The 24,858-nt window shown below is 53.2% G+C and carries 21 protein-coding genes, 1 tRNA gene, 2 rRNA genes and 1 riboswitch; of the genes, 11 read left to right on the top strand and 13 right to left on the bottom strand.

Going from position 1 to position 24,858, the window contains the following annotated elements; translation table 11 throughout:
- Nucleotides 1-91 precede the first annotated feature (91 nt).
- The 3 genes from N7E69_RS09960 to N7E69_RS09950 all read right to left on the bottom strand — a co-directional run bounded on the left by N7E69_RS09960 (nt 92) and on the right by N7E69_RS09950 (nt 4,895).
- Nucleotides 92-2,999: ribosomal RNA gene (locus tag N7E69_RS09960) — 23S ribosomal RNA — on the bottom strand.
- A gap of 193 nt (nt 3,000-3,192) precedes the next feature.
- A tRNA-Glu gene (locus tag N7E69_RS09955) sits at nt 3,193-3,268 on the bottom strand.
- Nucleotides 3,269-3,353: 85 nt separating this feature from the next.
- A 16S ribosomal RNA gene (locus N7E69_RS09950) occupies nt 3,354-4,895 on the bottom strand.
- Together the 16S and 23S rRNA genes with 1 tRNA gene alongside form the textbook arrangement of a ribosomal RNA operon.
- Before the next feature lie 625 nt (nt 4,896-5,520).
- Here N7E69_RS09950 and purH point away from each other — a divergent pair.
- Entirely contained in the window at nt 5,521-7,110 is a 1,590-nt protein-coding gene (purH, locus tag N7E69_RS09945; RefSeq protein ID WP_001187491.1) for a bifunctional phosphoribosylaminoimidazolecarboxamide formyltransferase/IMP cyclohydrolase, read from the top strand.
- 15 nt (nt 7,111-7,125) lie between these two features.
- A complete protein-coding gene (gene purD / locus N7E69_RS09940) occupies nt 7,126-8,415 on the top strand; it encodes a phosphoribosylamine--glycine ligase (RefSeq protein WP_000866784.1) in 1,290 nt (429 codons plus the stop codon).
- Here purD and zraR read toward each other — a convergent pair.
- Nucleotides 8,412-9,737 carry a sigma-54-dependent response regulator transcription factor ZraR gene (gene zraR, locus N7E69_RS09935; protein ID WP_000617936.1) on the bottom strand — a complete coding sequence of 442 codons (1,326 nt, stop codon included), beginning with the start codon at nt 9,735-9,737 and terminating at the stop codon, nt 8,412-8,414. The genes purD and zraR overlap by 4 nt on opposite strands.
- A 5-nt stretch (nt 9,738-9,742) precedes the next feature.
- Entirely contained in the window at nt 9,743-11,140 is a 1,398-nt protein-coding gene (zraS, locus tag N7E69_RS09930) for a two-component system sensor histidine kinase ZraS (protein ID WP_001525338.1), read from the bottom strand.
- 253 nt (nt 11,141-11,393) lie between these two features.
- Here zraS and zraP point away from each other — a divergent pair, with 253 nt between their 5' ends.
- On the top strand, nt 11,394-11,849 hold the full coding sequence (gene zraP, locus N7E69_RS09925) for a zinc resistance sensor/chaperone ZraP (RefSeq protein ID WP_000828129.1): 456 nt from the start codon (nt 11,394-11,396) through the stop codon (nt 11,847-11,849).
- Between the two features lie 41 nt (nt 11,850-11,890).
- On the opposite strand, the gene N7E69_RS09920 is transcribed toward zraP, so the two are convergent.
- The 6 genes from N7E69_RS09920 to nudC all read right to left on the bottom strand — a co-directional run bounded on the left by N7E69_RS09920 (nt 11,891) and on the right by nudC (nt 16,245).
- Complete coding sequence (locus tag N7E69_RS09920) at nt 11,891-12,583, bottom strand: DUF1481 domain-containing protein (protein WP_001083931.1); 693 nt, start codon at nt 12,581-12,583, stop codon at nt 11,891-11,893.
- 11 nt (nt 12,584-12,594) lie between these two features.
- Complete coding sequence (hupA, locus tag N7E69_RS09915; RefSeq protein WP_001044509.1) at nt 12,595-12,867, bottom strand: nucleoid-associated protein HU-alpha; 273 nt, start codon at nt 12,865-12,867, stop codon at nt 12,595-12,597.
- A gap of 186 nt (nt 12,868-13,053) precedes the next feature.
- Nucleotides 13,054-13,644 (bottom strand): YjaG family protein, encoded by a 591-nt coding sequence (locus N7E69_RS09910; RefSeq protein ID WP_000940092.1) that lies wholly within the window; start codon nt 13,642-13,644, stop codon nt 13,054-13,056.
- A 41-nt stretch (nt 13,645-13,685) separates the two neighbouring features.
- Entirely contained in the window at nt 13,686-14,357 is a 672-nt protein-coding gene (gene nfi, locus N7E69_RS09905) for a deoxyribonuclease V (RefSeq protein WP_000362359.1), read from the bottom strand.
- A gap of 9 nt (nt 14,358-14,366) precedes the next feature.
- The gene (gene hemE / locus N7E69_RS09900; protein WP_000137622.1) at nt 14,367-15,431 is read right to left on the bottom strand and encodes a uroporphyrinogen decarboxylase; all 1,065 of its coding nucleotides are present in this window, start codon (nt 15,429-15,431) and stop codon (nt 14,367-14,369) included.
- Between the two features lie 40 nt (nt 15,432-15,471).
- Nucleotides 15,472-16,245, bottom strand: coding sequence for an NAD(+) diphosphatase (gene nudC, locus N7E69_RS09895; RefSeq protein WP_000373958.1), 774 nt, complete (start codon nt 16,243-16,245; stop codon nt 15,472-15,474).
- Between the two features lie 92 nt (nt 16,246-16,337).
- On the opposite strand from nudC, the gene rsd reads away from it, so the two are divergent.
- From rsd to thiH, 7 genes are all read left to right on the top strand, one after another.
- Entirely contained in the window at nt 16,338-16,826 is a 489-nt protein-coding gene (gene rsd / locus N7E69_RS09890; protein WP_000934315.1) for a sigma D regulator, read from the top strand.
- A gap of 52 nt (nt 16,827-16,878) precedes the next feature.
- Nucleotides 16,879-17,103, top strand: a riboswitch (TPP riboswitch).
- Nucleotides 17,104-17,189: 86 nt separating this feature from the next.
- Nucleotides 17,190-19,085 (top strand): phosphomethylpyrimidine synthase ThiC, encoded by a 1,896-nt coding sequence (thiC, locus tag N7E69_RS09885; RefSeq protein WP_000108424.1) that lies wholly within the window; start codon nt 17,190-17,192, stop codon nt 19,083-19,085.
- Nucleotides 19,085-19,720 carry a thiamine phosphate synthase gene (thiE, locus tag N7E69_RS09880; protein ID WP_000284639.1) on the top strand — a complete coding sequence of 212 codons (636 nt, stop codon included), beginning with the start codon at nt 19,085-19,087 and terminating at the stop codon, nt 19,718-19,720. The genes thiC and thiE overlap by 1 nt, the downstream gene beginning before the upstream one ends.
- Nucleotides 19,713-20,471, top strand: coding sequence for a HesA/MoeB/ThiF family protein (locus tag N7E69_RS09875; RefSeq protein WP_000999758.1), 759 nt, complete (start codon nt 19,713-19,715; stop codon nt 20,469-20,471). Before thiE ends, N7E69_RS09875 begins: the two co-directional genes overlap by 8 nt.
- On the top strand, nt 20,452-20,652 hold the full coding sequence (gene thiS / locus N7E69_RS09870; protein WP_001166833.1) for a sulfur carrier protein ThiS: 201 nt from the start codon (nt 20,452-20,454) through the stop codon (nt 20,650-20,652). Before N7E69_RS09875 ends, thiS begins: the two co-directional genes overlap by 20 nt.
- 1 nt (nt 20,653) lies before the next feature.
- Nucleotides 20,654-21,424 carry a thiazole synthase gene (thiG, locus tag N7E69_RS09865; protein ID WP_000944080.1) on the top strand — a complete coding sequence of 257 codons (771 nt, stop codon included), beginning with the start codon at nt 20,654-20,656 and terminating at the stop codon, nt 21,422-21,424.
- Nucleotides 21,421-22,554: a 2-iminoacetate synthase ThiH gene (thiH, locus tag N7E69_RS09860; RefSeq protein ID WP_000847489.1), complete on the top strand. Its 1,134-nt coding sequence runs from the start codon at nt 21,421-21,423 to the stop codon at nt 22,552-22,554. The genes thiG and thiH overlap by 4 nt, the downstream gene beginning before the upstream one ends.
- 220 nt (nt 22,555-22,774) lie before the next feature.
- On the opposite strand, the gene N7E69_RS09855 is transcribed toward thiH, so the two are convergent.
- Nucleotides 22,775-23,803, bottom strand: a complete 1,029-nt coding sequence (locus N7E69_RS09855; protein WP_000400602.1) for a type III secretion system effector arginine glycosyltransferase SseK1 — start codon at nt 23,801-23,803, stop codon at nt 22,775-22,777.
- 403 nt (nt 23,804-24,206) lie between these two features.
- Here N7E69_RS09855 and N7E69_RS09850 point away from each other — a divergent pair, with 403 nt between their 5' ends.
- On the top strand, nt 24,207-24,527 hold the full coding sequence (locus tag N7E69_RS09850) for a cytoplasmic protein (RefSeq protein WP_077906655.1): 321 nt from the start codon (nt 24,207-24,209) through the stop codon (nt 24,525-24,527).
- Nucleotide 24,528: 1 nt separating this feature from the next.
- Here N7E69_RS09850 and N7E69_RS09845 read toward each other — a convergent pair whose 3' ends face one another.
- Nucleotides 24,529-24,810 carry a hypothetical protein gene (locus tag N7E69_RS09845; protein ID WP_001110911.1) on the bottom strand — a complete coding sequence of 94 codons (282 nt, stop codon included), beginning with the start codon at nt 24,808-24,810 and terminating at the stop codon, nt 24,529-24,531.
- Nucleotides 24,811-24,858: the final 48 nt, after the last annotated feature.

Raw genomic sequence — 24,858 nt, 5'->3', positions numbered from 1 at the left:
AATTCTGTTATCAGACCGTTTTTACGTTCTGATGTAATCTGAATCAGTGCTGAAAATCTTCTCTCATCCGCCAAAACATCTTCGGCGTTGTAAGGTTAAGCCTCACGGTTCATTAGTACCGGTTAGCTCAACGCATCGCTGCGCTTACACACCCGGCCTATCAACGTCGTCGTCTTCAACGTTCCTTCAGGAGACCTAAAGTCTCAGGGAGAACTCATCTCGGGGCAAGTTTCGTGCTTAGATGCTTTCAGCACTTATCTCTTCCGCATTTAGCTACCGGGCAGTGCCATTGGCATGACAACCCGAACACCAGTGATGCGTCCACTCCGGTCCTCTCGTACTAGGAGCAGCCCCCCTCAGTTCTCCAGCGCCCACGGCAGATAGGGACCGAACTGTCTCACGACGTTCTAAACCCAGCTCGCGTACCACTTTAAATGGCGAACAGCCATACCCTTGGGACCTACTTCAGCCCCAGGATGTGATGAGCCGACATCGAGGTGCCAAACACCGCCGTCGATATGAACTCTTGGGCGGTATCAGCCTGTTATCCCCGGAGTACCTTTTATCCGTTGAGCGATGGCCCTTCCATTCAGAACCACCGGATCACTATGACCTGCTTTCGCACCTGCTCGCGCCGTCACGCTCGCAGTCAAGCTGGCTTATGCCATTGCACTAACCTCCTGATGTCCGACCAGGATTAGCCAACCTTCGTGCTCCTCCGTTACTCTTTAGGAGGAGACCGCCCCAGTCAAACTACCCACCAGACACTGTCCGCAACCCGGATCACGGGTCCACGTTAGAACATCAAACATTAAAGGGTGGTATTTCAAGGTCGGCTCCACGCAGACTGGCGTCCACGCTTCAAAGCCTCCCACCTATCCTACACATCAAGGCTCAATGTTCAGTGTCAAGCTATAGTAAAGGTTCACGGGGTCTTTCCGTCTTGCCGCGGGTACACTGCATCTTCACAGCGAGTTCAATTTCACTGAGTCTCGGGTGGAGACAGCCTGGCCATCATTACGCCATTCGTGCAGGTCGGAACTTACCCGACAAGGAATTTCGCTACCTTAGGACCGTTATAGTTACGGCCGCCGTTTACCGGGGCTTCGATCAGGAGCTTCGCTTGCGCTGACCCCATCAATTAACCTTCCGGCACCGGGCAGGCGTCACACCGTATACGTCCACTTTCGTGTTTGCACAGTGCTGTGTTTTTAATAAACAGTTGCAGCCAGCTGGTATCTTCGACTGACTTCAGCTCCGTGAGTAAATCACTTCACCTACGTGTCAGCGTGCCTTCTCCCGAAGTTACGGCACCATTTTGCCTAGTTCCTTCACCCGAGTTCTCTCAAGCGCCTTGGTATTCTCTACCTGACCACCTGTGTCGGTTTGGGGTACGATTTGATGTTACCTGATGCTTAGAGGCTTTTCCTGGAAGCAGGGCATTTGTTACTTCAGCACCGTAGTGCCTCGTCATCACGCCTCAGTGTTAAAGTGAACCGGATTTACCTGGAACACACACCTACACGCTTAAACCGGGACAACCGTCGCCCGGCCAACATAGCCTTCTCCGTCCCCCCTTCGCAGTAACACCAAGTACGGGAATATTAACCCGTTTCCCATCGACTACGCCTTTCGGCCTCGCCTTAGGGGTCGACTCACCCTGCCCCGATTAACGTTGGACAGGAACCCTTGGTCTTCCGGCGAGCGGGCTTTTCACCCGCTTTATCGTTACTTATGTCAGCATTCGCACTTCTGATACCTCCAGCAACCCTCACAGGCCACCTTCACAGGCTTACAGAACGCTCCCCTACCCAACAACGCATAAGCGTCGCTGCCGCAGCTTCGGTGCATGGTTTAGCCCCGTTACATCTTCCGCGCAGGCCGACTCGACCAGTGAGCTATTACGCTTTCTTTAAATGATGGCTGCTTCTAAGCCAACATCCTGGCTGTCTGGGCCTTCCCACATCGTTTCCCACTTAACCATGACTTTGGGACCTTAGCTGGCGGTCTGGGTTGTTTCCCTCTTCACGACGGACGTTAGCACCCGCCGTGTGTCTCCCGTGATAACATTCTCCGGTATTCGCAGTTTGCATCGGGTTGGTAAGCCGGGATGGCCCCCTAGCCGAAACAGTGCTCTACCCCCGGAGATGAATTCACGAGGCGCTACCTAAATAGCTTTCGGGGAGAACCAGCTATCTCCCGGTTTGATTGGCCTTTCACCCCCAGCCACAGGTCATCCGCTAATTTTTCAACATTAGTCGGTTCGGTCCTCCAGTTAGTGTTACCCAACCTTCAACCTGCCCATGGCTAGATCACCGGGTTTCGGGTCTATACCCTGCAACTTAACGCCCAATTAAGACTCGGTTTCCCTCCGGCTCCCCTATTCGGTTAACCTTGCTACAGAATATAAGTCGCTGACCCATTATACAAAAGGTACGCAGTCACACAGGTAAACCTGTGCTCCCACTGCTTGTACGTACACGGTTTCAGGTTCTTTTTCACTCCCCTCGCCGGGGTTCTTTTCGCCTTTCCCTCACGGTACTGGTTCACTATCGGTCAGTCAGGAGTATTTAGCCTTGGAGGATGGTCCCCCCATATTCAGACAGGATACCACGTGTCCCGCCCTACTCATCGAGCTCACAGCACATGCGCTTTTGTGTACGGGGCTGTCACCCTGTATCGCGCGCCTTTCCAGACGCTTCCACTAACACACATGCTGATTCAGGCTCTGGGCTCCTCCCCGTTCGCTCGCCGCTACTGGGGGAATCTCGGTTGATTTCTTTTCCTCGGGGTACTTAGATGTTTCAGTTCCCCCGGTTCGCCTCATTAACCTATGGATTCAGTTAATGATAGTGTGACGAATCACACTGGGTTTCCCCATTCGGGTATCGCCGGTTATAACGGTTCATATCACCTTACCGGCGCTTATCGCAGATTAGCACGCCCTTCATCGCCTCTGACTGCCAGGGCATCCACCGTGTACGCTTAGTCGCTTAACCTCACAACCCGAAGATGTTTCTTACGATTCATCATCGTGTTGCGAAAATTTGAGAGACTCACGAACAACTTTCGTTGTTCTGTGTTTCAATTTTCAGCTTGATCCAGATTTTTAAAGAGCAAATATCTCAAACGTGACTCGTAAGTCAGTTTTGAGATACTGATGGCAACGCCTTTCACACATTACCGCGCAAGTGGCGTCCCCTAGGGGATTCGAACCCCTGTTACCGCCGTGAAAGGGCGGTGTCCTGGGCCTCTAGACGAAGGGGACGTATCAGTCTGCTTCGCAAGACGCCTTGCTATTTACTTTTCATCAGACAATCTGTGTGAGCACTGCAAAGTACGCTTCTTTAAGGTAAGGAGGTGATCCAACCGCAGGTTCCCCTACGGTTACCTTGTTACGACTTCACCCCAGTCATGAATCACAAAGTGGTAAGCGCCCTCCCGAAGGTTAAGCTACCTACTTCTTTTGCAACCCACTCCCATGGTGTGACGGGCGGTGTGTACAAGGCCCGGGAACGTATTCACCGTGGCATTCTGATCCACGATTACTAGCGATTCCGACTTCATGGAGTCGAGTTGCAGACTCCAATCCGGACTACGACGCACTTTATGAGGTCCGCTTGCTCTCGCGAGGTCGCTTCTCTTTGTATGCGCCATTGTAGCACGTGTGTAGCCCTGGTCGTAAGGGCCATGATGACTTGACGTCATCCCCACCTTCCTCCAGTTTATCACTGGCAGTCTCCTTTGAGTTCCCGACCTAACCGCTGGCAACAAAGGATAAGGGTTGCGCTCGTTGCGGGACTTAACCCAACATTTCACAACACGAGCTGACGACAGCCATGCAGCACCTGTCTCACAGTTCCCGAAGGCACAAATCCATCTCTGGATTCTTCTGTGGATGTCAAGACCAGGTAAGGTTCTTCGCGTTGCATCGAATTAAACCACATGCTCCACCGCTTGTGCGGGCCCCCGTCAATTCATTTGAGTTTTAACCTTGCGGCCGTACTCCCCAGGCGGTCTACTTAACGCGTTAGCTCCGGAAGCCACGCCTCAAGGGCACAACCTCCAAGTAGACATCGTTTACGGCGTGGACTACCAGGGTATCTAATCCTGTTTGCTCCCCACGCTTTCGCACCTGAGCGTCAGTCTTTGTCCAGGGGGCCGCCTTCGCCACCGGTATTCCTCCAGATCTCTACGCATTTCACCGCTACACCTGGAATTCTACCCCCCTCTACAAGACTCAAGCCTGCCAGTTTCGAATGCAGTTCCCAGGTTGAGCCCGGGGATTTCACATCCGACTTGACAGACCGCCTGCGTGCGCTTTACGCCCAGTAATTCCGATTAACGCTTGCACCCTCCGTATTACCGCGGCTGCTGGCACGGAGTTAGCCGGTGCTTCTTCTGCGGGTAACGTCAATTGCTGCGGTTATTAACCACAACACCTTCCTCCCCGCTGAAAGTACTTTACAACCCGAAGGCCTTCTTCATACACGCGGCATGGCTGCATCAGGCTTGCGCCCATTGTGCAATATTCCCCACTGCTGCCTCCCGTAGGAGTCTGGACCGTGTCTCAGTTCCAGTGTGGCTGGTCATCCTCTCAGACCAGCTAGGGATCGTCGCCTTGGTGAGCCGTTACCTCACCAACAAGCTAATCCCATCTGGGCACATCTGATGGCAAGAGGCCCGAAGGTCCCCCTCTTTGGTCTTGCGACGTTATGCGGTATTAGCCACCGTTTCCAGTAGTTATCCCCCTCCATCAGGCAGTTTCCCAGACATTACTCACCCGTCCGCCACTCGTCAGCAAAGCAGCAAGCTGCTTCCTGTTACCGTTCGACTTGCATGTGTTAGGCCTGCCGCCAGCGTTCAATCTGAGCCATGATCAAACTCTTCAATTTAAAAGTTTGATGCTCAAAGAATTAAACTTCGTAATGAATTACGTGTTCACTCTTGAGACTTGGTATTCATTTTTCGTCCGAGGACGTTAAGAATCCGTATCTTCGAGTGCCCACACAGATTGTCTGATAAATTGTTAAAGAGCAGGTGCGACGCGGCTTTCAGCTCACCGTCGCGAGGTGGCGTATATTACGCTTTCCTCTTTCAGAGTCAACCCTGAATTTCAGGATTTTTCTCTTCAACCGACCGGCTGTTTGTGTGAAGTGATTCACATCCGCCGTGTCGATGGAGGCGCATTATAGGGAGTTCTCTGCTGACCGCAATAGAAAAATTGCAGAAAAATGACTGTTTGCTGCATTCCCCAGCAAAACCCCTGGTTATACCCATTTACGCACAGACTTATCCACAAAATGCGCGTTCATCTCCTGGATCTTCTCACTCTGCAAATGATCTTTCAGGGATAAAAGCGGGGCCAGAATTTAAAAAGAAAAATTCGCGAGCGTTGCGCAAACGTTTTCGTTACAATGTCGCCGCAAAATGAGAATACCCCATAAGGGGCGTTAGCTGAGTTTTTCACGAAAAATTCAGCTAACGCTCTCTGTAATCGTCAAATCCAGGGGATTTACCATGCAACAACGTCGTCCAGTCCGCCGCGCTCTGCTCAGTGTTTCTGACAAGGCCGGTATCATCGAATTCGCCCAGGCACTTTCCGCACGCGGTGTGGAGCTGCTGTCTACGGGGGGCACCGCCCGCCTGTTAGCAGAAAAAGGCCTGGCGGTGACCGAAGTTTCCGATTACACCGGTTTCCCGGAAATGATGGATGGACGCGTAAAGACCCTGCATCCAAAAGTCCACGGCGGCATCCTCGGTCGTCGCGGCCAGGACGATGCCATTATGGAACAGCACCACATCGCCCCTATCGATATGGTTGTCGTTAACCTGTATCCGTTCGCCGAAACCGTGGCACGCGAAGGCTGCTCGCTGGAAGATGCGGTAGAGAACATTGATATCGGCGGCCCGACCATGGTGCGCTCTGCTGCTAAGAACCATAAAGACGTCGCCATCGTGGTGAAGAGCAGCGACTACGACGCCATTATTAAAGAGATGGATGCTAACGAAGGTTCTCTGACCCTCGACACCCGTTTCGATCTCGCGATTAAAGCCTTCGAACACACCGCCGCCTACGACAGCATGATCGCTAACTACTTCGGCAGCATGGTTCCGGCCTACCACGGTGAAAGCAAAGAAGCCGCCGGTCGCTTCCCGCGTACGCTGAATCTGAACTTCATTAAGAAGCAGGATATGCGCTATGGCGAGAACAGCCACCAGCAGGCAGCCTTCTATATAGAAGAAAATGTGAAAGAAGCGTCCGTTGCCACCGCACAGCAGGTTCAGGGCAAAGCGCTTTCTTACAACAACATCGCTGATACCGACGCGGCGCTGGAGTGTGTGAAAGAGTTCAACGAGCCAGCCTGCGTAATCGTCAAGCACGCTAACCCGTGCGGCGTGGCGGTGAGCACCACTATTCTCGACGCTTACGACCGTGCGTATAAAACCGACCCAACCTCCGCGTTCGGCGGCATTATCGCCTTCAACCGCGAACTGGATGCCGAAACCGCGCAGGCCATCATCTCCCGCCAGTTCGTGGAAGTGATCATCGCCCCGTCCGCGACCGAAGATGCGCTGAAAATCACGGCTGCCAAGCAGAATGTGCGCGTACTGACCTGTGGTCAGTGGGCACAGCGCGTACCTGGTCTGGACTTCAAACGCGTTAACGGCGGCCTGCTGGTTCAGGATCGTGACCTGGGTATGGTGAGCGAAGCTGAACTGCGCGTGGTTTCCAAACGCCAGCCGACCGAGCAGGAGCTGCGTGACGCGCTGTTCTGCTGGAAGGTAGCCAAGTTCGTGAAATCCAACGCCATTGTGTATGCCAAAGAGAACATGACTATCGGCATAGGCGCAGGCCAGATGAGCCGCGTGTACTCCGCGAAAATCGCTGGCATTAAAGCGGCTGACGAAGGTCTGGAAGTGAAAGGCTCCGCGATGGCCTCTGACGCCTTCTTCCCGTTCCGTGACGGTATTGATGCCGCTGCCGCTGTCGGCGTGAGCTGCGTTATCCAGCCTGGCGGCTCTATCCGTGATGATGAAGTCATTGCCGCCGCCGACGAACACGGCATTGCGATGATCTTCACCGACATGCGCCACTTCCGCCATTAATTCAGGGAGCAGACGATGAAAGTTTTAGTCATTGGTAACGGCGGGCGCGAACACGCGCTGGCCTGGAAAGCCGCACAGTCGCCGCTGGTTGATACCGTTTTTGTCGCACCGGGTAACGCCGGTACCGCGCTGGAGCCAGCGTTGCAGAACGTGGCTATCGGCGTCACCGATATTCCGGCGCTGCTGAGCTTTGCCCAGAACGAGAAAATAGATCTGACCATCGTCGGCCCGGAAGCGCCGCTGGTGATTGGCGTGGTCAATGCGTTCCGCGCGGCGGGTCTGAAGATCTTTGGCCCAACCGAAGGGGCCGCCCAACTGGAAGGCTCCAAAGCCTTCACCAAAGATTTCCTCGCTCGTCACCAGATTCCGACGGCGGAATACCAGAATTTCACCGAGATTGAGCCAGCCCTGGCTTATCTGCGTGAGAAAGGCGCGCCGATCGTCATCAAAGCTGACGGTCTGGCTGCCGGTAAAGGCGTTATCGTGGCGATGACGCTGGAAGAAGCCGAAGCCGCCGTTCATGACATGCTGGCAGGCAACGCCTTTGGCGACGCGGGCCACCGTATCGTGATTGAGGAGTTCCTCGACGGCGAAGAAGCGAGCTTTATCGTGATGGTCGACGGCGAGCACGTGCTGCCGATGGCCACCAGCCAGGATCACAAACGCGTAGGCAACGGCGATACCGGCCCGAACACCGGCGGCATGGGGGCTTACTCTCCGGCTCCAGTGGTGACCGATGAAGTCCACCAGCGCACCATGGAACGGATCATCTGGCCAACCGTGAAAGGCATGGCGGCAGAAGGGAATACCTATACCGGCTTCCTGTACGCGGGTCTGATGATCGACAAGCAGGGCAACCCAAAAGTGATCGAGTTCAACTGCCGCTTCGGCGATCCGGAAACCCAGCCGATCATGCTGCGCATGAAGTCGGATCTGGTGGATCTTTGCCTGGCCGCCTGCGACGGCAAGCTGGATGAGAAAACCTCCGAGTGGGACGAACGCGCTTCATTAGGCGTGGTGATCGCCGCGGGCGGTTATCCGGGCAACTACAACACTGGCGATGAGATCCACGGCCTGCCGCTGGAAGAAGTGGCTGACGGTAAGGTTTTCCACGCGGGCACCAAACTCGCCGATGACGACCGTGTGCTGACCAGCGGCGGTCGCGTACTGTGCGCCACCGCGCTGGGCCACACCGTGGCTGAGGCGCAGAAACGCGCTTACGCCTTGATGACCGACATCCGCTGGGACGGCAGCTTCAGCCGTAACGACATCGGCTGGCGCGCCATTGAGCGTGAGCAAAACTAACGGCTGAGTTTAGCCAGCAGCGTTTTGCGCGTAATGCCCAATTGGCGGGCGGCTTCCGTTTTGTTGCCGCCCGTTTTTTCCAGCGCAGCCAGAATCACCTCTTTTTCGACGTCCACCAGCGGTTGGATCTCACCACTGTATTCCGTTTTTATCGGCGTCGCGGCAATAGCGAGAGGCAATTCGCGTTCAGAAATGTATTCTCCCGTCAGCAACACCACCGCCCGCTCGATAGCGTTTTCCAGCTCACGGATATTGCCCGGCCAGTCGTAGTGGATCAGCAGATCCATCGCCTGCGGCGTAAACCCCTTCACCGCTTTTCGGTTACGTTCGGCAAAACGCCGCAGAAAATGGTCTGCCAGTAGCGGAATATCTTCCCGACGCTGGCGCAAAGAAGGCATTTCAATCGCCACCACATTCAGGCGGTAATAGAGATCCTGGCGAAAACGACCAGCACTCACCTCTTCCGCCAGGTCGCGGTGGGTAGCGGCAATTAACCGAACATCCACAGATATCGTCTGGTTACTTCCCACGCGCTGCACTTCGCGTTCCTGTATTGCACGCAGCAACCGTACCTGCATCAGCGGTGTGATATCACCAATCTCATCCAGAAATAACGTGCCGCCGTCCGCTTCAACAAAACGCCCTTCCCGCCGTTTATCCGCGCCGGTAAACGCCCCTTTTTCGTGTCCGAACAGCTCAGACTCCAGCAGCGATTCATTAAGCGCGGCGCAGTTGAGCGTGACCAGCGGTTTATCGCTCCTGGCGCTACAAGCGTGTAGCGCCCGCGCCACCAGCTCTTTACCCGTGCCGGAGTCTCCGTGAATCAATACCGTGGCGTCTGATGGTGCGACCATCGCGATTTCATTCAGTAAATGTTGCATCGCCGGACTGCTGCCAATCATGCCAAACTGCGCAGCCGACGCCGATGGCAATTCAGCGCCCGTTTCCCGCGTATGCGCCAACGCCTTTTCCAGCGTCTCCTGCAGACGGTCAAAATCCAGCGGTTTAATTAAATAGTCGAGCGCGCCGGCTTTCAACGCCTCTACCGCCGTTTCCACGCTGGAGAATGCCGTCATAATCAAAATCGGAATGGCGGGGTTGAGCGCTTTAATCTCCTTCAGCGTAGCGATACCGTCCATCTCCGCCATACGCACATCGCACAGTACCAGATCAAAGACTTTCTCACGCACCTGAGCCAACGCATCATGCCCACTGTAGGCCAGAGCGACGTTATAGCCCCAGCCCCGAAGCAGCGCCTGTAAAATCGTGCAGTGGCTTACATCATCATCCACAACCAGAATATCGATTTTTCCGCGTATCACCCTTGTTAATCCTGTTGTCTCGCTATCACTGGCAACCAGATAGTAAAGACCGCGCCTTTACCCTCAATACTTTTCACCTTAATCGCGCCGCCATGCTGTTCGATGATATTTTGCACCACCGCCAGCCCCAGGCCTGTCCCGTCAGCTTTGGTCGTAAAATAAGGCGTAAAAATCGCCTCCAGCTGATCCGGGGCGATCCCTTTCCCGTTATCGGTAACAGTGATGATAACGCGGTCGGTCCCACTTTCTTTTGCCTCTACGCTAATCGTTCCCTGGCGGCCAATCGCATGAATAGCGTTCAGGTACAAATTCAACAGCACCTGAGTCAGCCTGTCCGGGTCAGCCTGAATACGCTTAAGCGTCTCATTCGCCGTGAATCTCAACTGAATCTCTCTGCTTTGGGCATCCTGACTGACCAGATTCAGGGAGTGAGTAATAATATCATTGAGGTTAACCGTCTGGAGCGTCAGATGCGCGGGCTTTACCAGTTCGAGCAATTCGCTTACCACCCGGTTCAAACGGTCGGCCTCTTTGGCCATCACCTGCGCCAGTTCATGCGACTCGCCGCCGGCAGGCGTGCGCTCGGCAAAGTATTTCGCCAGCCCTTTGATGGACGAGAGCGGGTTACGAATTTCGTGCGCGACGCCCGCCGCCAGATGCCCCATCGCCACCAGCTTTTCTTTACGCTTCATTGCATCAAGCAGTTCTCTGTGCGAGCGCTGATAACGCTGATGCCAAAAAAATGCCAGTAACGTTGCCAACAACACCGCCGCTAACGCAGACAAAACAATCAGCGTATTACGCCACTCCCTTGCCTGTGTCGCGGCCAGCTCGCTGGCGTCAAAGGCAATAAAAATAGTTTGTTTCGCTGGTTCGTCGTCATTGGCGCTACGCGCCATGCCGTGCCCCCTCATACCGTGACCTCTCATACCGAAAAGCGGCTGGAACTGACGGTAAATTTCCAGCGCAGGCACCGTCTCGCCGTTAGCAGCAACGTCGACACGCCGCCAACGCTCCTGCGGCCCGGGGTTTAGTTGATGCATTTCAGATGGGGAATAGAGCGATTTGCCCACCATGCCAGGGTTGCTATGAGTGATGATTACCCCCTGCGCATCCGTTACAGCGAACCACAACACGCCTGGCTGACCCGCCATCTCTTCCAGCAATGTCTGCTGCTGCGCGTGATGCATCCGCATTCCCATACCTACTCGCGTGCCGGACTCCAGAGCGCGAATGAGTACATTTCCCTTTTCCAGCAGCGTCTGCCTGGCGGCAGCGCTCTCACGGCCATAGTCGCGAATGACCATAATGGAAAATAGCCCCACCAGAATGAAGATCGCCGCAGGTAACAGCCGACTCAACCACGTTGCAGCGGCATCTTTATGTAATCGTATAAAACTCACAGGCTTCCCCGGCTCGTTTTTATTTTCCTTACTTAAGCAGAGATCATGCCATTCTTCGCTCCGCATAACCGCGCGTTGTCGCACACCCTTTCGGATACGGATGGGTAAAAATGACTCGCCAGGCGGGTCATGCGAGTCATTTTTACTCGCTTTTTGCCGCCTGAAGCGGGTTAACTCGCTGCCCGACAAGGAATAGTTACCTGGCACGGAAGATGCAAGAGAGAGGATAAGATGAGCAACAGGAGAACGCAAAATGAAACGGAACAATAAATCAGCTATCGCGCTAATCGCCCTCTCTCTTTTGGCCCTGAGCTCCGGCGCCGCCTTCGCCGGGCATCACTGGGGCAACAATGACGGTATGTGGCAACAGGGAGGTAGCCCGTTAACCACGGAACAGCAGGCGACGGCGCAGAAGATTTATGATGACTACTACACGCAGACCAGCGCGCTGCGCCAGCAACTGATATCCAAACGTTATGAATACAACGCGCTACTGACCGCCAGTTCGCCGGATACTGCGAAAATTAACGCGGTTGCCAAAGAGATGGAGTCATTAGGCCAGAAGTTAGATGAGCAACGCGTGAAACGGGATGTCGCGATGGCGCAGGCTGGCATACCACGCGGCGCAGGAATGGGCTATGGCGGTTGCGGCGGCTATGGCGGCGGTTATCATCGCGGCGGCGGTCACATGGGTATGGGAAACTGGTAAAGCATGTTTGCCGAATGGCGGCTTCGCCATTCGGTATTCCATCAAAAGGTTTTCGCTTGCGGCTGCCAGTGACAGAAATCTGAATTCGCCACCAGCAAAAGTTGCGATCCTTCCGGCGCCTCCAGCCATGCTACGCTCACCTCTACCGATGAGTGGTTCTGGCGGCGCTCAATGTGGCTTATTGCCCAGGAATCCAGATCCGGTTTCAGCGTTTCACCTTCACAGGTGGTTACCGTATGGTCGGCGTGCCAGCGTCCCTGGCGTAGTATGACCCGCCCCAGGCGCAAGGCGTCACTGGTCTGACGGATTTGTTCGGCGCGATAGCGATACAAGGCAATCTGATCGTTGGAAAGCTGCTGCTTCTGCCCCCCGACTTCACGCTGCATAAAACTGAGTTCGCCATGAGCGTCGAAACGCGCGCGAATATGTTCTGGCGGTTTGCTGTAAATATTGAGTTCAATAAGCGAAAGCGTATCACCCTGCCAACGATATTCGCTGGTCGTCGTGCTGCCGCTATGCCACGGGCTAAAAACAGAAAGCAGATGGACTTCATCGTTCGTATCTTTACGCCAGATACGCACCGCGCCGTGATCGCCGGCAAAGCCGCTGGCAGTAAACGGAGGCGGTGAAGCGTTATGACTGCAGGCAGTCAGCAACAGCGCGCCAGAAAACAGAAACGCGCGACGCCAGACGGACAAAAGGGGCTGACGAGCCCCTTCGATAAAACTGTTCACAGCTACGCGTCTTACTTAACTGCGTCTTTCAGAGCTTTACCAGAAACAAACGCCGGTACGTTAGCGGCGGCGATTTTGATTTCTTTACCGGTCTGTGGGTTACGGCCAGTGCGCTCAGCACGGTGGTTCACTTTGAAGGTACCGAAACCAACCAGTTGTACAGCATCGCCTTCTTTCAGAGACTCAGTAATAGCAGCCAGAGTGGATTCCAGAGCAGCTTTAGCCTGGGTTTTGGACAGTTCTGCTTTGTCTGCAATTACATCAATCAGTTGAGTCTTGTTCATAAGTTATCCTTACAATGTGTTTATCGCTTGCTAAGCATCGAGTGCGACGGAAATGCCAGAAAAGCACTCTCCTGCATACACGCACCGATAGCCACTTTTTTTCGCCTCCCAAATGTAGACCAGACGGGGGGCATAAGGGAAGCCTTATGGCACGACAAATCAGACGTTAAATCACGTTTTCTGGTGTCATTGCTGAAAATTTATACCGATATTGCTCTCACCAGCCTCGCGCAGGTCTGCCCTGAGCCCTTTTATCAGTTCAATATCGCGTTCTTCGCAGTCGGCTAAAAGTCGGAATATTTCCCACTGAATATCCCATTCCTGTTCAACGGCAGGGTTCGTTTTGAGCTCCTCATCGGTCATTTCCCGACCAGCCTGAGTCATTTCCAACATCGCTACCGTAGTAATGGAAGTCTTACTAACCTCAATAGCATGTTCCAGCGTTTCGCCGCTAAGACGAGAATGCATTAATTCGCTTAATGCGACGCAGGCATCAATCGCCGGGTAAACGCCGTACAGATCATAGTCGTCAGCTGCCGGAATTGCCTCTTCAAACTTCTCCAGTTGGCTATCGAAATTGACCTTTGCATCTTTCACCGTCAGGGTTTCCCAGATCAGATCCAGAATGCGACGGTAGATCTGTCCGTCGCCGAATTCCGTCTGCTTGCAAAACATGGCGTAGTTCGGGTACATGCGCTCGCACAAGCAGGCCATAAAGGTAACGTGCTGCCAGCTTTCCAGCCGCTCCAGACGCAAATGAATCGGGTTTTGTAACATGATGGAATCTCGAATCGGAAATTAGCGGCAGTTTACCTGAATCAGCGCTGAATTTCTTGCCAACGAACAAACGCCGGACGTCCGGAAGCGACGGCATCCGCCCAGCGCGTCGGCTCCGGCAGGCGATACCCTTTCATACAGCGCTGTACCCACGCCAGCGCGCTGTCAGTACTGACCCGGTGCCCTGTCGCGATAAACAGCGGATTACAGCGCGCCTTGCTGCGCCATACCCACGCCAGTTGCTCGCCTTTATCCATTAAGGGGCTAAGTGCGCCAGGTTCGGCGGAAAGTGGCTCAAATTTACCGCATAGCCGTTTTTTCGCTACGCCGATGGTCGGCACGTCCACCAACAGTCCAAAATGACTGGCGACGCCAAGCCGACGCGGATGCGAAATACCGTGACCGTCCACAAACAGCAAATCGGGCTTTTGCGAGAGCTGTTCCCACGCCGCCAGCAGAGCAGGATATTCACGAAAAGAGAGAAAGCCGGGGATATACGGCATGGTGGTGGCAATACGCGCCACCTTGTACTCGACCAGTTCAAGCGACGGATATTTCAGCAATACCATCGCCGCCCGCGTCACCTCGCCCCCCTGCTCAAAACCGACGTCCGCCCCGCCGATAAACGCTGGCGGATCTTTGTCCAGGCGATCTTCGCGGCAAACCGATGAAGCAAGTTCTATCTGTTGAGCGCGTAGCGACGCGAGATCCATACTAACTCCTTAGTTGTGATACTGCGCAGAAAGTCGGTGCACTGCCTCCACAAATGCGCCAGCATGTTCTGGCGGCACATCCTGATGGATGCCATGTCCAAGGTTAAAGACGTGCCCTTCTCCCTGACCGAAACCAGCAAGTATAGTCGCTACTTCGTCTTCGATCCGTGCCGGTGGCGCATACAGCATCGAGGGGTCCATATTGCCCTGCAGCGCCACTTTATGGCCAACGCGACGGCGCGCATCAGCGATATCTGTCGTCCAGTCGAGACCCAGCGCGTCGCAGCCGGTTTCCGCCATCGCCTCCAGCCACTGACCGCCACCTTTAGTGAACAGCGTTACCGGCACGCAGCGACCGTCGTTTTCACGCAGCAGGCCATCGACGATTTTATGCATGTAGTAGAGGGAGAATTGCTGGTAATCGCGGCCAGTCAGCACGCCGCCCCAGGTATCGAAAATCATCACCGACTGCGCACCCGCTTTAATCTGCGCGTTGAGGTACAGCGTGACGCTTTTCGCCAACTTATCCAGCAGCAGATGCAACGCCTGCGGGTCAGCGTACATCATCTTTTTAATCACCGTGAAGGCTTTGCTACTGCCGCCTTCCACCATGTAAGTCGCCAGCGTCCACGGGCTGCCGGAAAAGCCGATCAGCGGAACCTCGCCTTTTAGTTCGCGGCGGATGGTCCGTACCGCATTCATCACGTAGCCCAGTTCACCTTCTGGATCCGGAATCGGCAGTTTTTCAACGTCGGCTTTGCAGGTGACAGGAGCCGTAAAGCGCGGGCCTTCCCCAGCTTCAAAATAGAGCCCCAGGCCCATCGCGTCCGGAATCGTCAGGATATCCGAGAAAAGGATCGCCGCATCAAGCGGATAACGGCGCAGCGGCTGTAAAGTGACCTCGCAGGCCAGTTCAGCATTTTTGCACAGCGACATAAAATCGCCCGCCTGAGCGCGAGTGGCTTTGTACTCCGGTAGATAACGGCCCGCCTGGCGCATCATCCACACTGGCGTAACATCAACGGGCTGGCGCAGCAGCGCACGTAGATAACGATCGTTTTTGAGTTCGGTCATTTTTACATTCCTTTAGCGTTGATGCGCCCAGTGTAACATGTCAATCATATTCAGCCCGACACATTGCCACCGTATCTTCGATCAAACGGCGCGCGACGGTGCCCGGTGGCGGTAGTAGCGGCAGATCGTCATAACGGTACCAATTTGCTTCCAACAGTTCTTTCGGGTCGATGACAATCTCGCCGCTGTCATACTCCGCCATAAAAGCGGTCATCAACGACTGCGGGAAAGGCCACGGCTGGGAAGTCACATAGCGCAGATTTTTCACCTTAATCCCGCTCTCCTCCATTACCTCTCGCGCGACCGCCTGTTCTAAGGTTTCGCCGACTTCAACAAACCCGGCCAGCACGGTATGCACGCCGTTGCGGTGGCGAACGTGCTGGGCAAGGAGGATCGAATCCTCACGGCGGATCGCGACGATAATGCAAGGGGCGATTTGCGGGTAGTAACGCTCGCGGCAATGGCTGCACAGCATCGCCCATTCGGTTTTACTCGGGTGCATAGGGTGCCCGCAATAGCCGCAAAATTTATGCGAACGATAAAACTCCGCCAACTGTACGCCACGTCCCGCCAGTTGAAACAGCCCGGCATCCTGATCGATAACCTGGCGAACCGATCCCATATCATGGCGTCGATGCTGTAACACCAGCCAGACGGGCTCGCCTTGCCATTCACCTATCCGGAGTGCGCGCTGCCCCACAAGATCGAAATTTGCCGCCAGCCCGTGTGGTAATTCCCCATACGGCAACCATAATTTTTGTTCATGGCTGACGATCCACCAGCCACTCTCTAATTTCTCAATTATACGATCCATAGCTCTTGCACTACCTTTGCTTCACTGGCATGTTGTTAACATTATTTTTACATTCATGGCGAGCAGCCTTTATCTAACTTGCGGAGACAATCATGCTAAACCAGCTGGAAAACCTGACGGAGCGCGTTGGCGGAAGCAACAAACTGGTCGATCGCTGGCTGGATGTACGTAAGCACCTGCTCGTGGCTTACTACAATCTGGTTGGCATTAAGCCTGGCAAAGAATCGTACATGCGGCTGAATGAAAAAGCGCTGGATGATTTTTGTCAGAGCCTGGTCGATTACCTTTCCGCCGGGCACTTCAGTATTTATGAACGTATTCTCCATAAATTGGAAGGAAACGGTCAGCTTTTACATGCGGCAAAAATCTGGCCGCTGCTGGAAGATAATACGCAGCGCATTATGGATTATTACGACACCAGCCTGGAAACTGCCATCGATCACGATAATTGTCTCGAATTTCAACAAGCTCTGTCAGATATCGGCGAAGCGCTGGAAGCCCGCTTTGTGCTGGAAGACAAGCTGATTATGCTGGTGTTTGACGCGATGCACGACGGCGCCAGAGTCAAACGTCCCGCTTGAGTTCTGCGCGAGTAACGGGTAGTTTACTTCAGCCCCCTCTTCGGAGGGGCGGTTATCTTGTCGGAGTGCTAATTTTCCACAAAAGCGTTCGTGATGCGTCAAGGCGGCAAGTCGGTGAATCTCCAGGAGCTTACATAAGTAAGTGACTGGAGTGAGCGGACGAAGCCAACGAAGAGGCAGCGCGAAGGATGAAGTGGAAAAGGCTGAGACCGTTAATTCGGGATCCGCGGAACCTGATCAGGTTAATACCTGCGAAGGGAACAAGAGTAATTCTGCTTTATGCTGCTGCCTTTACGGGCGGCGCACATCCATTACTCCATCCGTCGTCTGACAAGCCACGTCCTTAATTTTTTGGAATGAGCTATGTCTACAACAACGTTAACCCGCCGCGAGCAGCGCGCTAAAGCCCAGCATTTTATCGATACGCTGGAAGGCACCGCGTTTCCCAACTCGAAACGCATCTACGTGACCGGTTCGCAGCATGATATTCGCGTACCGATGCGCGAAATTCAACTTAGCCCCACGCTCATCGGCGGCAGTAAAGACAACCCGCAGTTTGAAGAGAACGAAGCCGTACCGGTATACGACACCTCCGGCCCCTATGGCGATCCTGAGGTGGCGATTAACGTCCAGCAGGGTCTGGCGAAACTGCGCCAGCCATGGATTGACGCACGTAACGATAGCGAAGAATTAGACGACCGTAGCTCGGCTTATACCAGAGAACGTCTGGCCGACGATGGCCTGGACGATCTGCGTTTTACCGGCCTACTGACGCCAAAACGCGCTAAAGCGGGCAAGCGCGTCACCCAGTTACACTACGCCCGCCAGGGGATCGTCACTCCCGAAATGGAGTTCATCGCCATCCGTGAAAATATGGGCCGTGAGCGCATTCGCAGCGAAGTGCTGCGCCACCAGCATCCGGGGATGAACTTTGGCGCGCGCCTGCCGGAAAACATCACCCCGGAATTCGTGCGTGATGAAGTCGCCGCGGGCCGCGCGATTATTCCCGCCAACATCAACCACCCGGAATCGGAGCCGATGATTATCGGCCGCAACTTCCTGGTGAAGGTCAACGCTAATATCGGTAACTCGGCGGTCACCTCCTCCATCGAAGAAGAGGTGGAAAAACTGGTGTGGTCAACCCGCTGGGGCGCGGATACGGTTATGGACCTCTCCACCGGCCGCTATATCCACGAAACCCGCGAATGGATCCTGCGTAACAGCCCGGTACCGATCGGCACCGTCCCGATCTACCAGGCGCTGGAAAAGGTCAACGGGATCGCCGAAGATCTTACCTGGGAAGCGTTCCGCGACACGCTGCTGGAGCAGGCCGAACAGGGCGTCGACTACTTCACCATCCACGCCGGCGTGCTGCTGCGCTACGTGCCGATGACCGCCAAACGCCTGACCGGTATTGTCTCGCGCGGCGGTTCGATCATGGCGAAGTGGTGTCTCTCCCATCACAAAGAGAACTTCCTGTTCGAACATTTCCGCGAGATCTGCGAAATCTGCGCCGCCTACGACGTTTCCCTGTCGTTGGGCGACGGCCTGCGCCCCGGCTCCATTCAGGACGCCAACGACGAAGCGCAGTTCTCCGAGCTGCATACGCTGGGCGAGCTGACCAAAATCGCCTGGGAATACGACGTGCAGGTGATGATTGAAGGCCCGGGTCATGTACCCATGCATATGATTCAGCGCAACATGACCGAAGAGCTGGAGAGCTGCCATGAAGCACCGTTCTACACCTTAGGGCCATTGACTACCGATATCGCGCCGGGCTATGACCACTTCACCTCCGGGATCGGTGCCGCGATGATCGGCTGGTTTGGCTGCGCGATGCTGTGTTATGTGACGCCGAAAGAGCATCTCGGCCTGCCGAACAAAGAAGATGTGAAGCAGGGGCTAATCACCTACAAAATCGCCGCCCACGCCGCGGATTTAGCCAAAGGACATCCGGGCGCGCAGATCCGCGATAACGCCATGTCGAAAGCGCGCTTCGAATTCCGCTGGGAAGATCAGTTTAACCTCGCGCTCGACCCGTTCACCGCCCGCGCTTATCACGATGAAACCCTGCCGCAGGAGTCCGGCAAAGTCGCCCACTTCTGTTCCATGTGCGGGCCGAAATTCTGCTCGATGAAAATCAGCCAGGGGGTCCGCGACTACGCCGCCGCGCAAGCCATTGAAGTCGGCATGGCGGATATGTCGGAGAACTTCCGCGCCAAAGGCGGCGAAATTTATCTCAAACGGGAGGAAGCCTGATGTATCAGCCTGATTTCCCGACCGTGCCGTTCCGCCTCGGGCTTTACCCGGTGGTGGACAGCGTTGCATGGATTGAGCGTCTACTGGAGGCGGGCGTGCGCACGATCCAGCTGCGTATCAAAGATAAACGCGATGAAGAGGTGGAAGCGGATGTTATCGCTGCCATCGCGCTGGGGCGTCGTTATAACGCCCGTCTGTTTATCAACGACTACTGGCGTCTGGCAATTAAGCACCGCGCTTACGGCGTGCATCTCGGCCAGGAAGACCTTGAAACCACCGACCTGAAGGCCATTCAGGCGGCGGGGTTACGCCTGGGCGTATCGACTCACGATGATATGGAGATTGACGTCGCACTCGCCGCTAAGCCTTCTTATATCGCGCTCGGCCACGTCTTCCCCACGCAAACCAAGCAGATGCCTTCCGCCCCACAGGGGCTGGCGCAGTTGGCCAGTCATATTGAACGACTGGCGGATTACCCGACCGTCGCGATCGGCGGCATCAGCCTTGAACGCGCCACAGCGGTACTGGCGACCGGCGTCGGCAGTATTGCCGTGGTCAGCGCCATTACTCAGGCCGCCGACTGGCGCGCCGCTACCGCGCAGTTACTGGATATTGCGGGAGTTGGCGATGAATGACCGCGATTTTATGCGCTACAGCCGGCAAATCCTGCTCGGCGATATCGCCATTGAAGGCCAGCAAAAGCTGCTCGCGAGTCATGTACTGATCGTAGGTTTAGGCGGGTTAGGTTCACCCGCCGCGCTGTATCTGGCGGGAGCAGGCATTGGCAAACTGACGCTGGCAGACGATGACGACATTCATCTGAGCAATTTGCAGCGCCAGATCCTGTTTACCACCGATGATATCGCGCGTTCGAAATCCCAGGTTGCCCGGCAGCGCCTGACGCAGCTCAACCCGGATATCGAACTGGTCTCGCTCCAGCAGCGACTAAAAGGCGATGCGCTCCGGCATGCGGTCTCGCGAGCCGACGTGGTGCTCGACTGTACCGATAACATGTCCACGCGCCAGGAAATCAACGCCGCCTGCGTCGCGCTCAATACCCCACTCATCACCGCCAGCGCCGTCGGCTTTGGCGGCCAGTTGATGGTGCTCACGCCACCGTGGGAACAAGGCTGTTACCGCTGCCTGTGGCCAGATGATGTGGAGCCGGAACGCAACTGCCGCACCGCTGGGGTGCTCGGTCCGGTGGTGGGCGTGATGGGTACCTTGCAGGCGCTGGAGGCGATTAAATTACTCAGCGGTATTGAAACACCGAACGGGCAGCTACGTCTGTTTGACGGCAAAACCAGCCAGTGGCGCAGCCTCGCGCTGCGTCGCGCCAGCGGCTGTCCGGTATGCGGAGGGCAGCATGCAAATTCAATTCAATGATGAGCCGATGCAGTGCGCCGCAGGGCAAACCGTCAGCGGGCTGCTTATCCAGCTCAACCAGCTCAAACCGGGCGCAGCGTTGGCGCTCAATCAGCAGATCCTGCCGCGCGAGCAGTGGGAACAGCAAATCGTGCAGGAAGGCGACCAGATCCTGCTTTTTCAGGTTATTGCAGGGGGTTGAGATGTTACGTATTGCCGACAAAACGTTTGATTCACATCTGTTCACCGGTACCGGGAAATTTGCCTCATCGCAACTGATGGTCGAGGCAATTCGCGCTTCCGGCAGCCAACTGGTGACGCTGGCGATGAAGCGCGTGGATTTACGTCAGCACAACGATGCGATTCTGGCGCCGCTCATTGAAGCGGGCGTCACGCTGCTGCCCAATACCTCCGGGGCGAAAACCGCTGAAGAGGCGATCTTCGCCGCCCAGCTGGCGCGTGAAGCGCTGGGCACAAACTGGTTGAAATTAGAAATCCACCCGGACGCCCGCTGGCTATTGCCGGATCCGATCGAAACGCTAAAAGCCGCCGAGGCGCTGGTGAAGCAGGGTTTTGTGGTGCTGCCCTACTGCGGCGCGGATCCGGTGTTGTGCAAGCGGCTGGAAGAGGTCGGCTGCGCGGCGGTGATGCCGCTTGGTGCGCCTATCGGTTCGAATCAGGGGCTGGAAACCAAAGCGATGCTGGAGATTATTATCCAGCAGTCCACCGTACCGGTGGTGGTTGATGCGGGCATTGGCGTGCCCAGCCATGCCGCTCAAGCGCTGGAAATGGGCGCTGATGCGGTGCTGGTCAACACGGCGATTGCCGTGGCGGACGATCCGGTGATGATGGCAACCGCCTTTCGTCTGGCGGTGCAAGCCGGATTACTGGCGCGGCAGGCTGTGCCGGGAAGCAAAAGTTCGCAGGCCAGCGCCACCAGCCCGCTCACCGGGTTTCTGGAGGCGTTAGCATGAAAACCTTCAGCGACCGTTGGCGGCAACTGGAGTGGGACGATATTCGCCTGCGCATCAACGGTAAAACTGCCGCCGACGTGGAGCGCGCGCTGAACACCGCACATCTTAGCCGGGACGATTTGATGGCGTTGCTCTCCCCCGCCGCCGCCAATTATCTGGAACCGATGGCGCAGCGGGCACAAAGGCTGACCCGACAACGCTTTGGCAACACCGTCAGTTTCTATGTGCCGCTTTATCTCTCAAACCTCTGTGCCAACGACTGCACCTACTGCGGTTTTTCGATGAGCAACCGCATCAAGCGTAAGACGCTGGATGAGGTGGATATTCAAAGGGAGTGCGATGCTATCCGTAAACTGGGCTTTGAGCATCTGTTGCTGGTGACTGGCGAACATCAGGCCAAAGTAGGAATGAACTATTTTCGCCGCCATTTACCGGCTATCCGCCGTCAATTTTCATCATTACAGATGGAAGTCCAGCCCTTGTCGCAAGAAAACTACGCGGAGCTCAAAACGCTGGGGATCGATGGCGTGATGGTTTATCAGGAAACTTACCATGAGGCAATCTATGCACAGCATCACCTGAAGGGAAAGAAACAGGACTTTTTCTGGCGGCTGGAAACGCCGGATCGGTTAGGCCGGGCAGGTATCGACAAAATCGGTCTTGGCGCGCTAATTGGTCTGTCGGACAACTGGCGGGTGGATTGCTATATGGTGGCGGAGCATCTGTTGTGGATGCAGAAACACTACTGGCAGAGTCGCTATTCTGTTTCCTTCCCGCGTCTGCGTCCGTGTACTGGCGGTGTGGAACCCGCATCTGTGATGGATGAAAAGCAACTGGTGCAAACGATTTGCGCTTTCCGGTTATTGGCGCCGGAAATTGAATTATCACTCTCCACCCGCGAATCGCCGTGGTTTCGAGACCATGTGATTCCTCTGGCAATCAACAACGTCAGCGCCTTCTCAAAAACGCAGCCCGGCGGCTACGCTGACGATCATCCGGAACTGGAGCAGTTTTCTCCCCACGATGCCCGTCGGCCTGAAACAGTAGCAAGCGCGTTAAGCGCGCAAGGATTGCAGCCCGTCTGGAAAGACTGGGACAGTTGGCTGGGGCGCGCTTCGCAAACGCGGTGAACCCGTATGTAAACGCATTAGTATTTCACGAACGAGTACGTAATGCGAAAAACGGGAGATTGTTATCGACCTCCCGTTTTTTTATGTCCGTTCTGAACAGCACTGCGATTTTAAAGTTGGCTGTAGTAGAGAAAACTGAGCATCAAATATTTTTTCGCCGAAACTTGATAGTTTATGCCAATATTTTATGTATTCAATAGCATGATTATTGCCATTTCCACTACTGCACATGCCTAGCCCATGAACTTTGCGTAAACTGACTGGTATTCATTATAATGTTATCATGCTTAAACTCAATAAAATCGCAAAAAGAATTATAATCTTCATTTAAAGAATAATTAAAATGTTTTCTAATTCCATTACATACACCATCGGAATAGGGATCAGCATCAAATTTAGTATGCATTATTTCCAATCCAGCAAGTAAAGCCGGGTGGTTATTGCGATCAACAGCTATTATCCCGTTCTCCATAGAAGCACGGCCATCTATCCTTTCTACATGAACAGCGATTCCATCCGGAATATATATACCCCCCAGTTTTTCCGTGATAATCATATCAGCATCGAGATATATACACCCACTATTTGTTGATAAATCATAACACCCAACCTTATCCGCCTCCAAAAATAACTGACCAGCCTTTAACATAGCCATATTCCTGTAAAAATCAAACCATCCATGGCCTTTATCCAGTAAGTAAGATTTAATTAATGAATCATTACCCTCTTGAATATCACTCAATTCTTTTTTTAATAGCTGCAGTAAATGATAATCCCTTTTTTCTTCTGGCATGGACTCTTGCTTAGAAATATTTTCCATATAAATTTCTGATAATTTTTTATCGTACATGCTAAAGTCAATATCATTTCTATATATGACTTTTATGTTTTCATAGTCATACTCAAGTTTTGAAAAAGCATCCTTTTGTCCTGGAAAAAAATCACCATCTACAAAAATACCTATAAGACGTTCTTTTTCAATTGTTGCTGCTTTAATGATATTGTTAAGGTAGGGGTTTTTCTCTGTGTTAATTATAGGTATATCATTTTTCCCAAAGCGAGCAGGATTCCGCTCAAACCACTGGAAAAGAAGAGGGGTTTTCTCATCTAAAAAGCACAAGGGATAATCTTTTCCATTAAAACTTGTAAACTGAATGCCCCTGTTGGTAACAGTTTTAACCAATTCATTTTTTGAAAGCGCGGGAACATATCTATTTAATGGTGGAATCATAACAATTAAATGCTCCATGCTTACTTCATTACATATTTTACATGATGATTATTAGCACATGTTTTTTAGCGTTGCAATCGCTGTCAGCTAAAAGATGCTAAATTAAGCATTAACCGGTGGATACATAAATACCCTACTAGTGAGCAATTAAATAAATAGCTTGTTAACTTTATTTTTATTCCAGAAATGACATCATATTTATAATTCCTGTAATAAGGTAAAACAAAGACTTTAATGGAATTAAATGCTTCATTTAATGATTTAAAATTTCCCGCGTAAACAACCAATAAAACAGGTTTATCATTTAATGTATGAACAGCAGGCATTTTATAATGGCGAGCCAATAGACTTTAATAACTTAGATTTATGGGATAAATTTAAAGTCACATTTGGATTTAATGTTACAGAAAAAAGAAACCCAATGGTAAAAAAATTCAATTTTGAGTATTGTGGATTCTCTACTTTTATTACGCCGGTTGATGGCGTTGGCGGGATTTTAGCAAAGTGGCTCTCAAACAAACATAATGTGATTGTCCCAACGCCTTATACATTCGGTCAAGACCCCATTCCTGGCGTCAATCTTTATCGTAATACAAAAGCAAAATTTGTTATGGCTAACGGCGGTAATAGTCTTCCCTGCGCGATGGCAAAATATAATGCAAAAACTGGGCAATTTATTCATATAACCAGTGATAATGAGTTTTTACAAATAATGCGAGAAACAAGAGACATGAAAAAATAATTCATTTATTCATTAAATTTATAATTACAGATAAAATCAAAAGCCAGCATGGCATTGAAAAATAAAAAACTTCTTTTTTGGCTTTGCTGGTATTTATTCTGCCAATAATAATAGTGGCAATGATAATAAAAAGACAATAGATAAATATCAGCAGAGGGTTATGTTGCAATATATTCAATGATAAAAACAATAAAAACCCAGAGAGAAGTTTTGAGATCCTAATTTTTCTTGTAAATAAAAAAAAACCAAACACTAAATAAAATAATGAAATGATTGCTGGCATTTCCCCTTCCCTGTAACAACTTGATGTACAAGCTCCAGCACAATGCTG

It is taken from the genome of Salmonella sp. 3C (assembly GCF_025426275.1).
Lineage (GTDB): Bacteria > Pseudomonadota > Gammaproteobacteria > Enterobacterales > Enterobacteriaceae > Salmonella > Salmonella enterica.
This window is presented reverse-complemented; position numbering and strand designations above follow the sequence as displayed.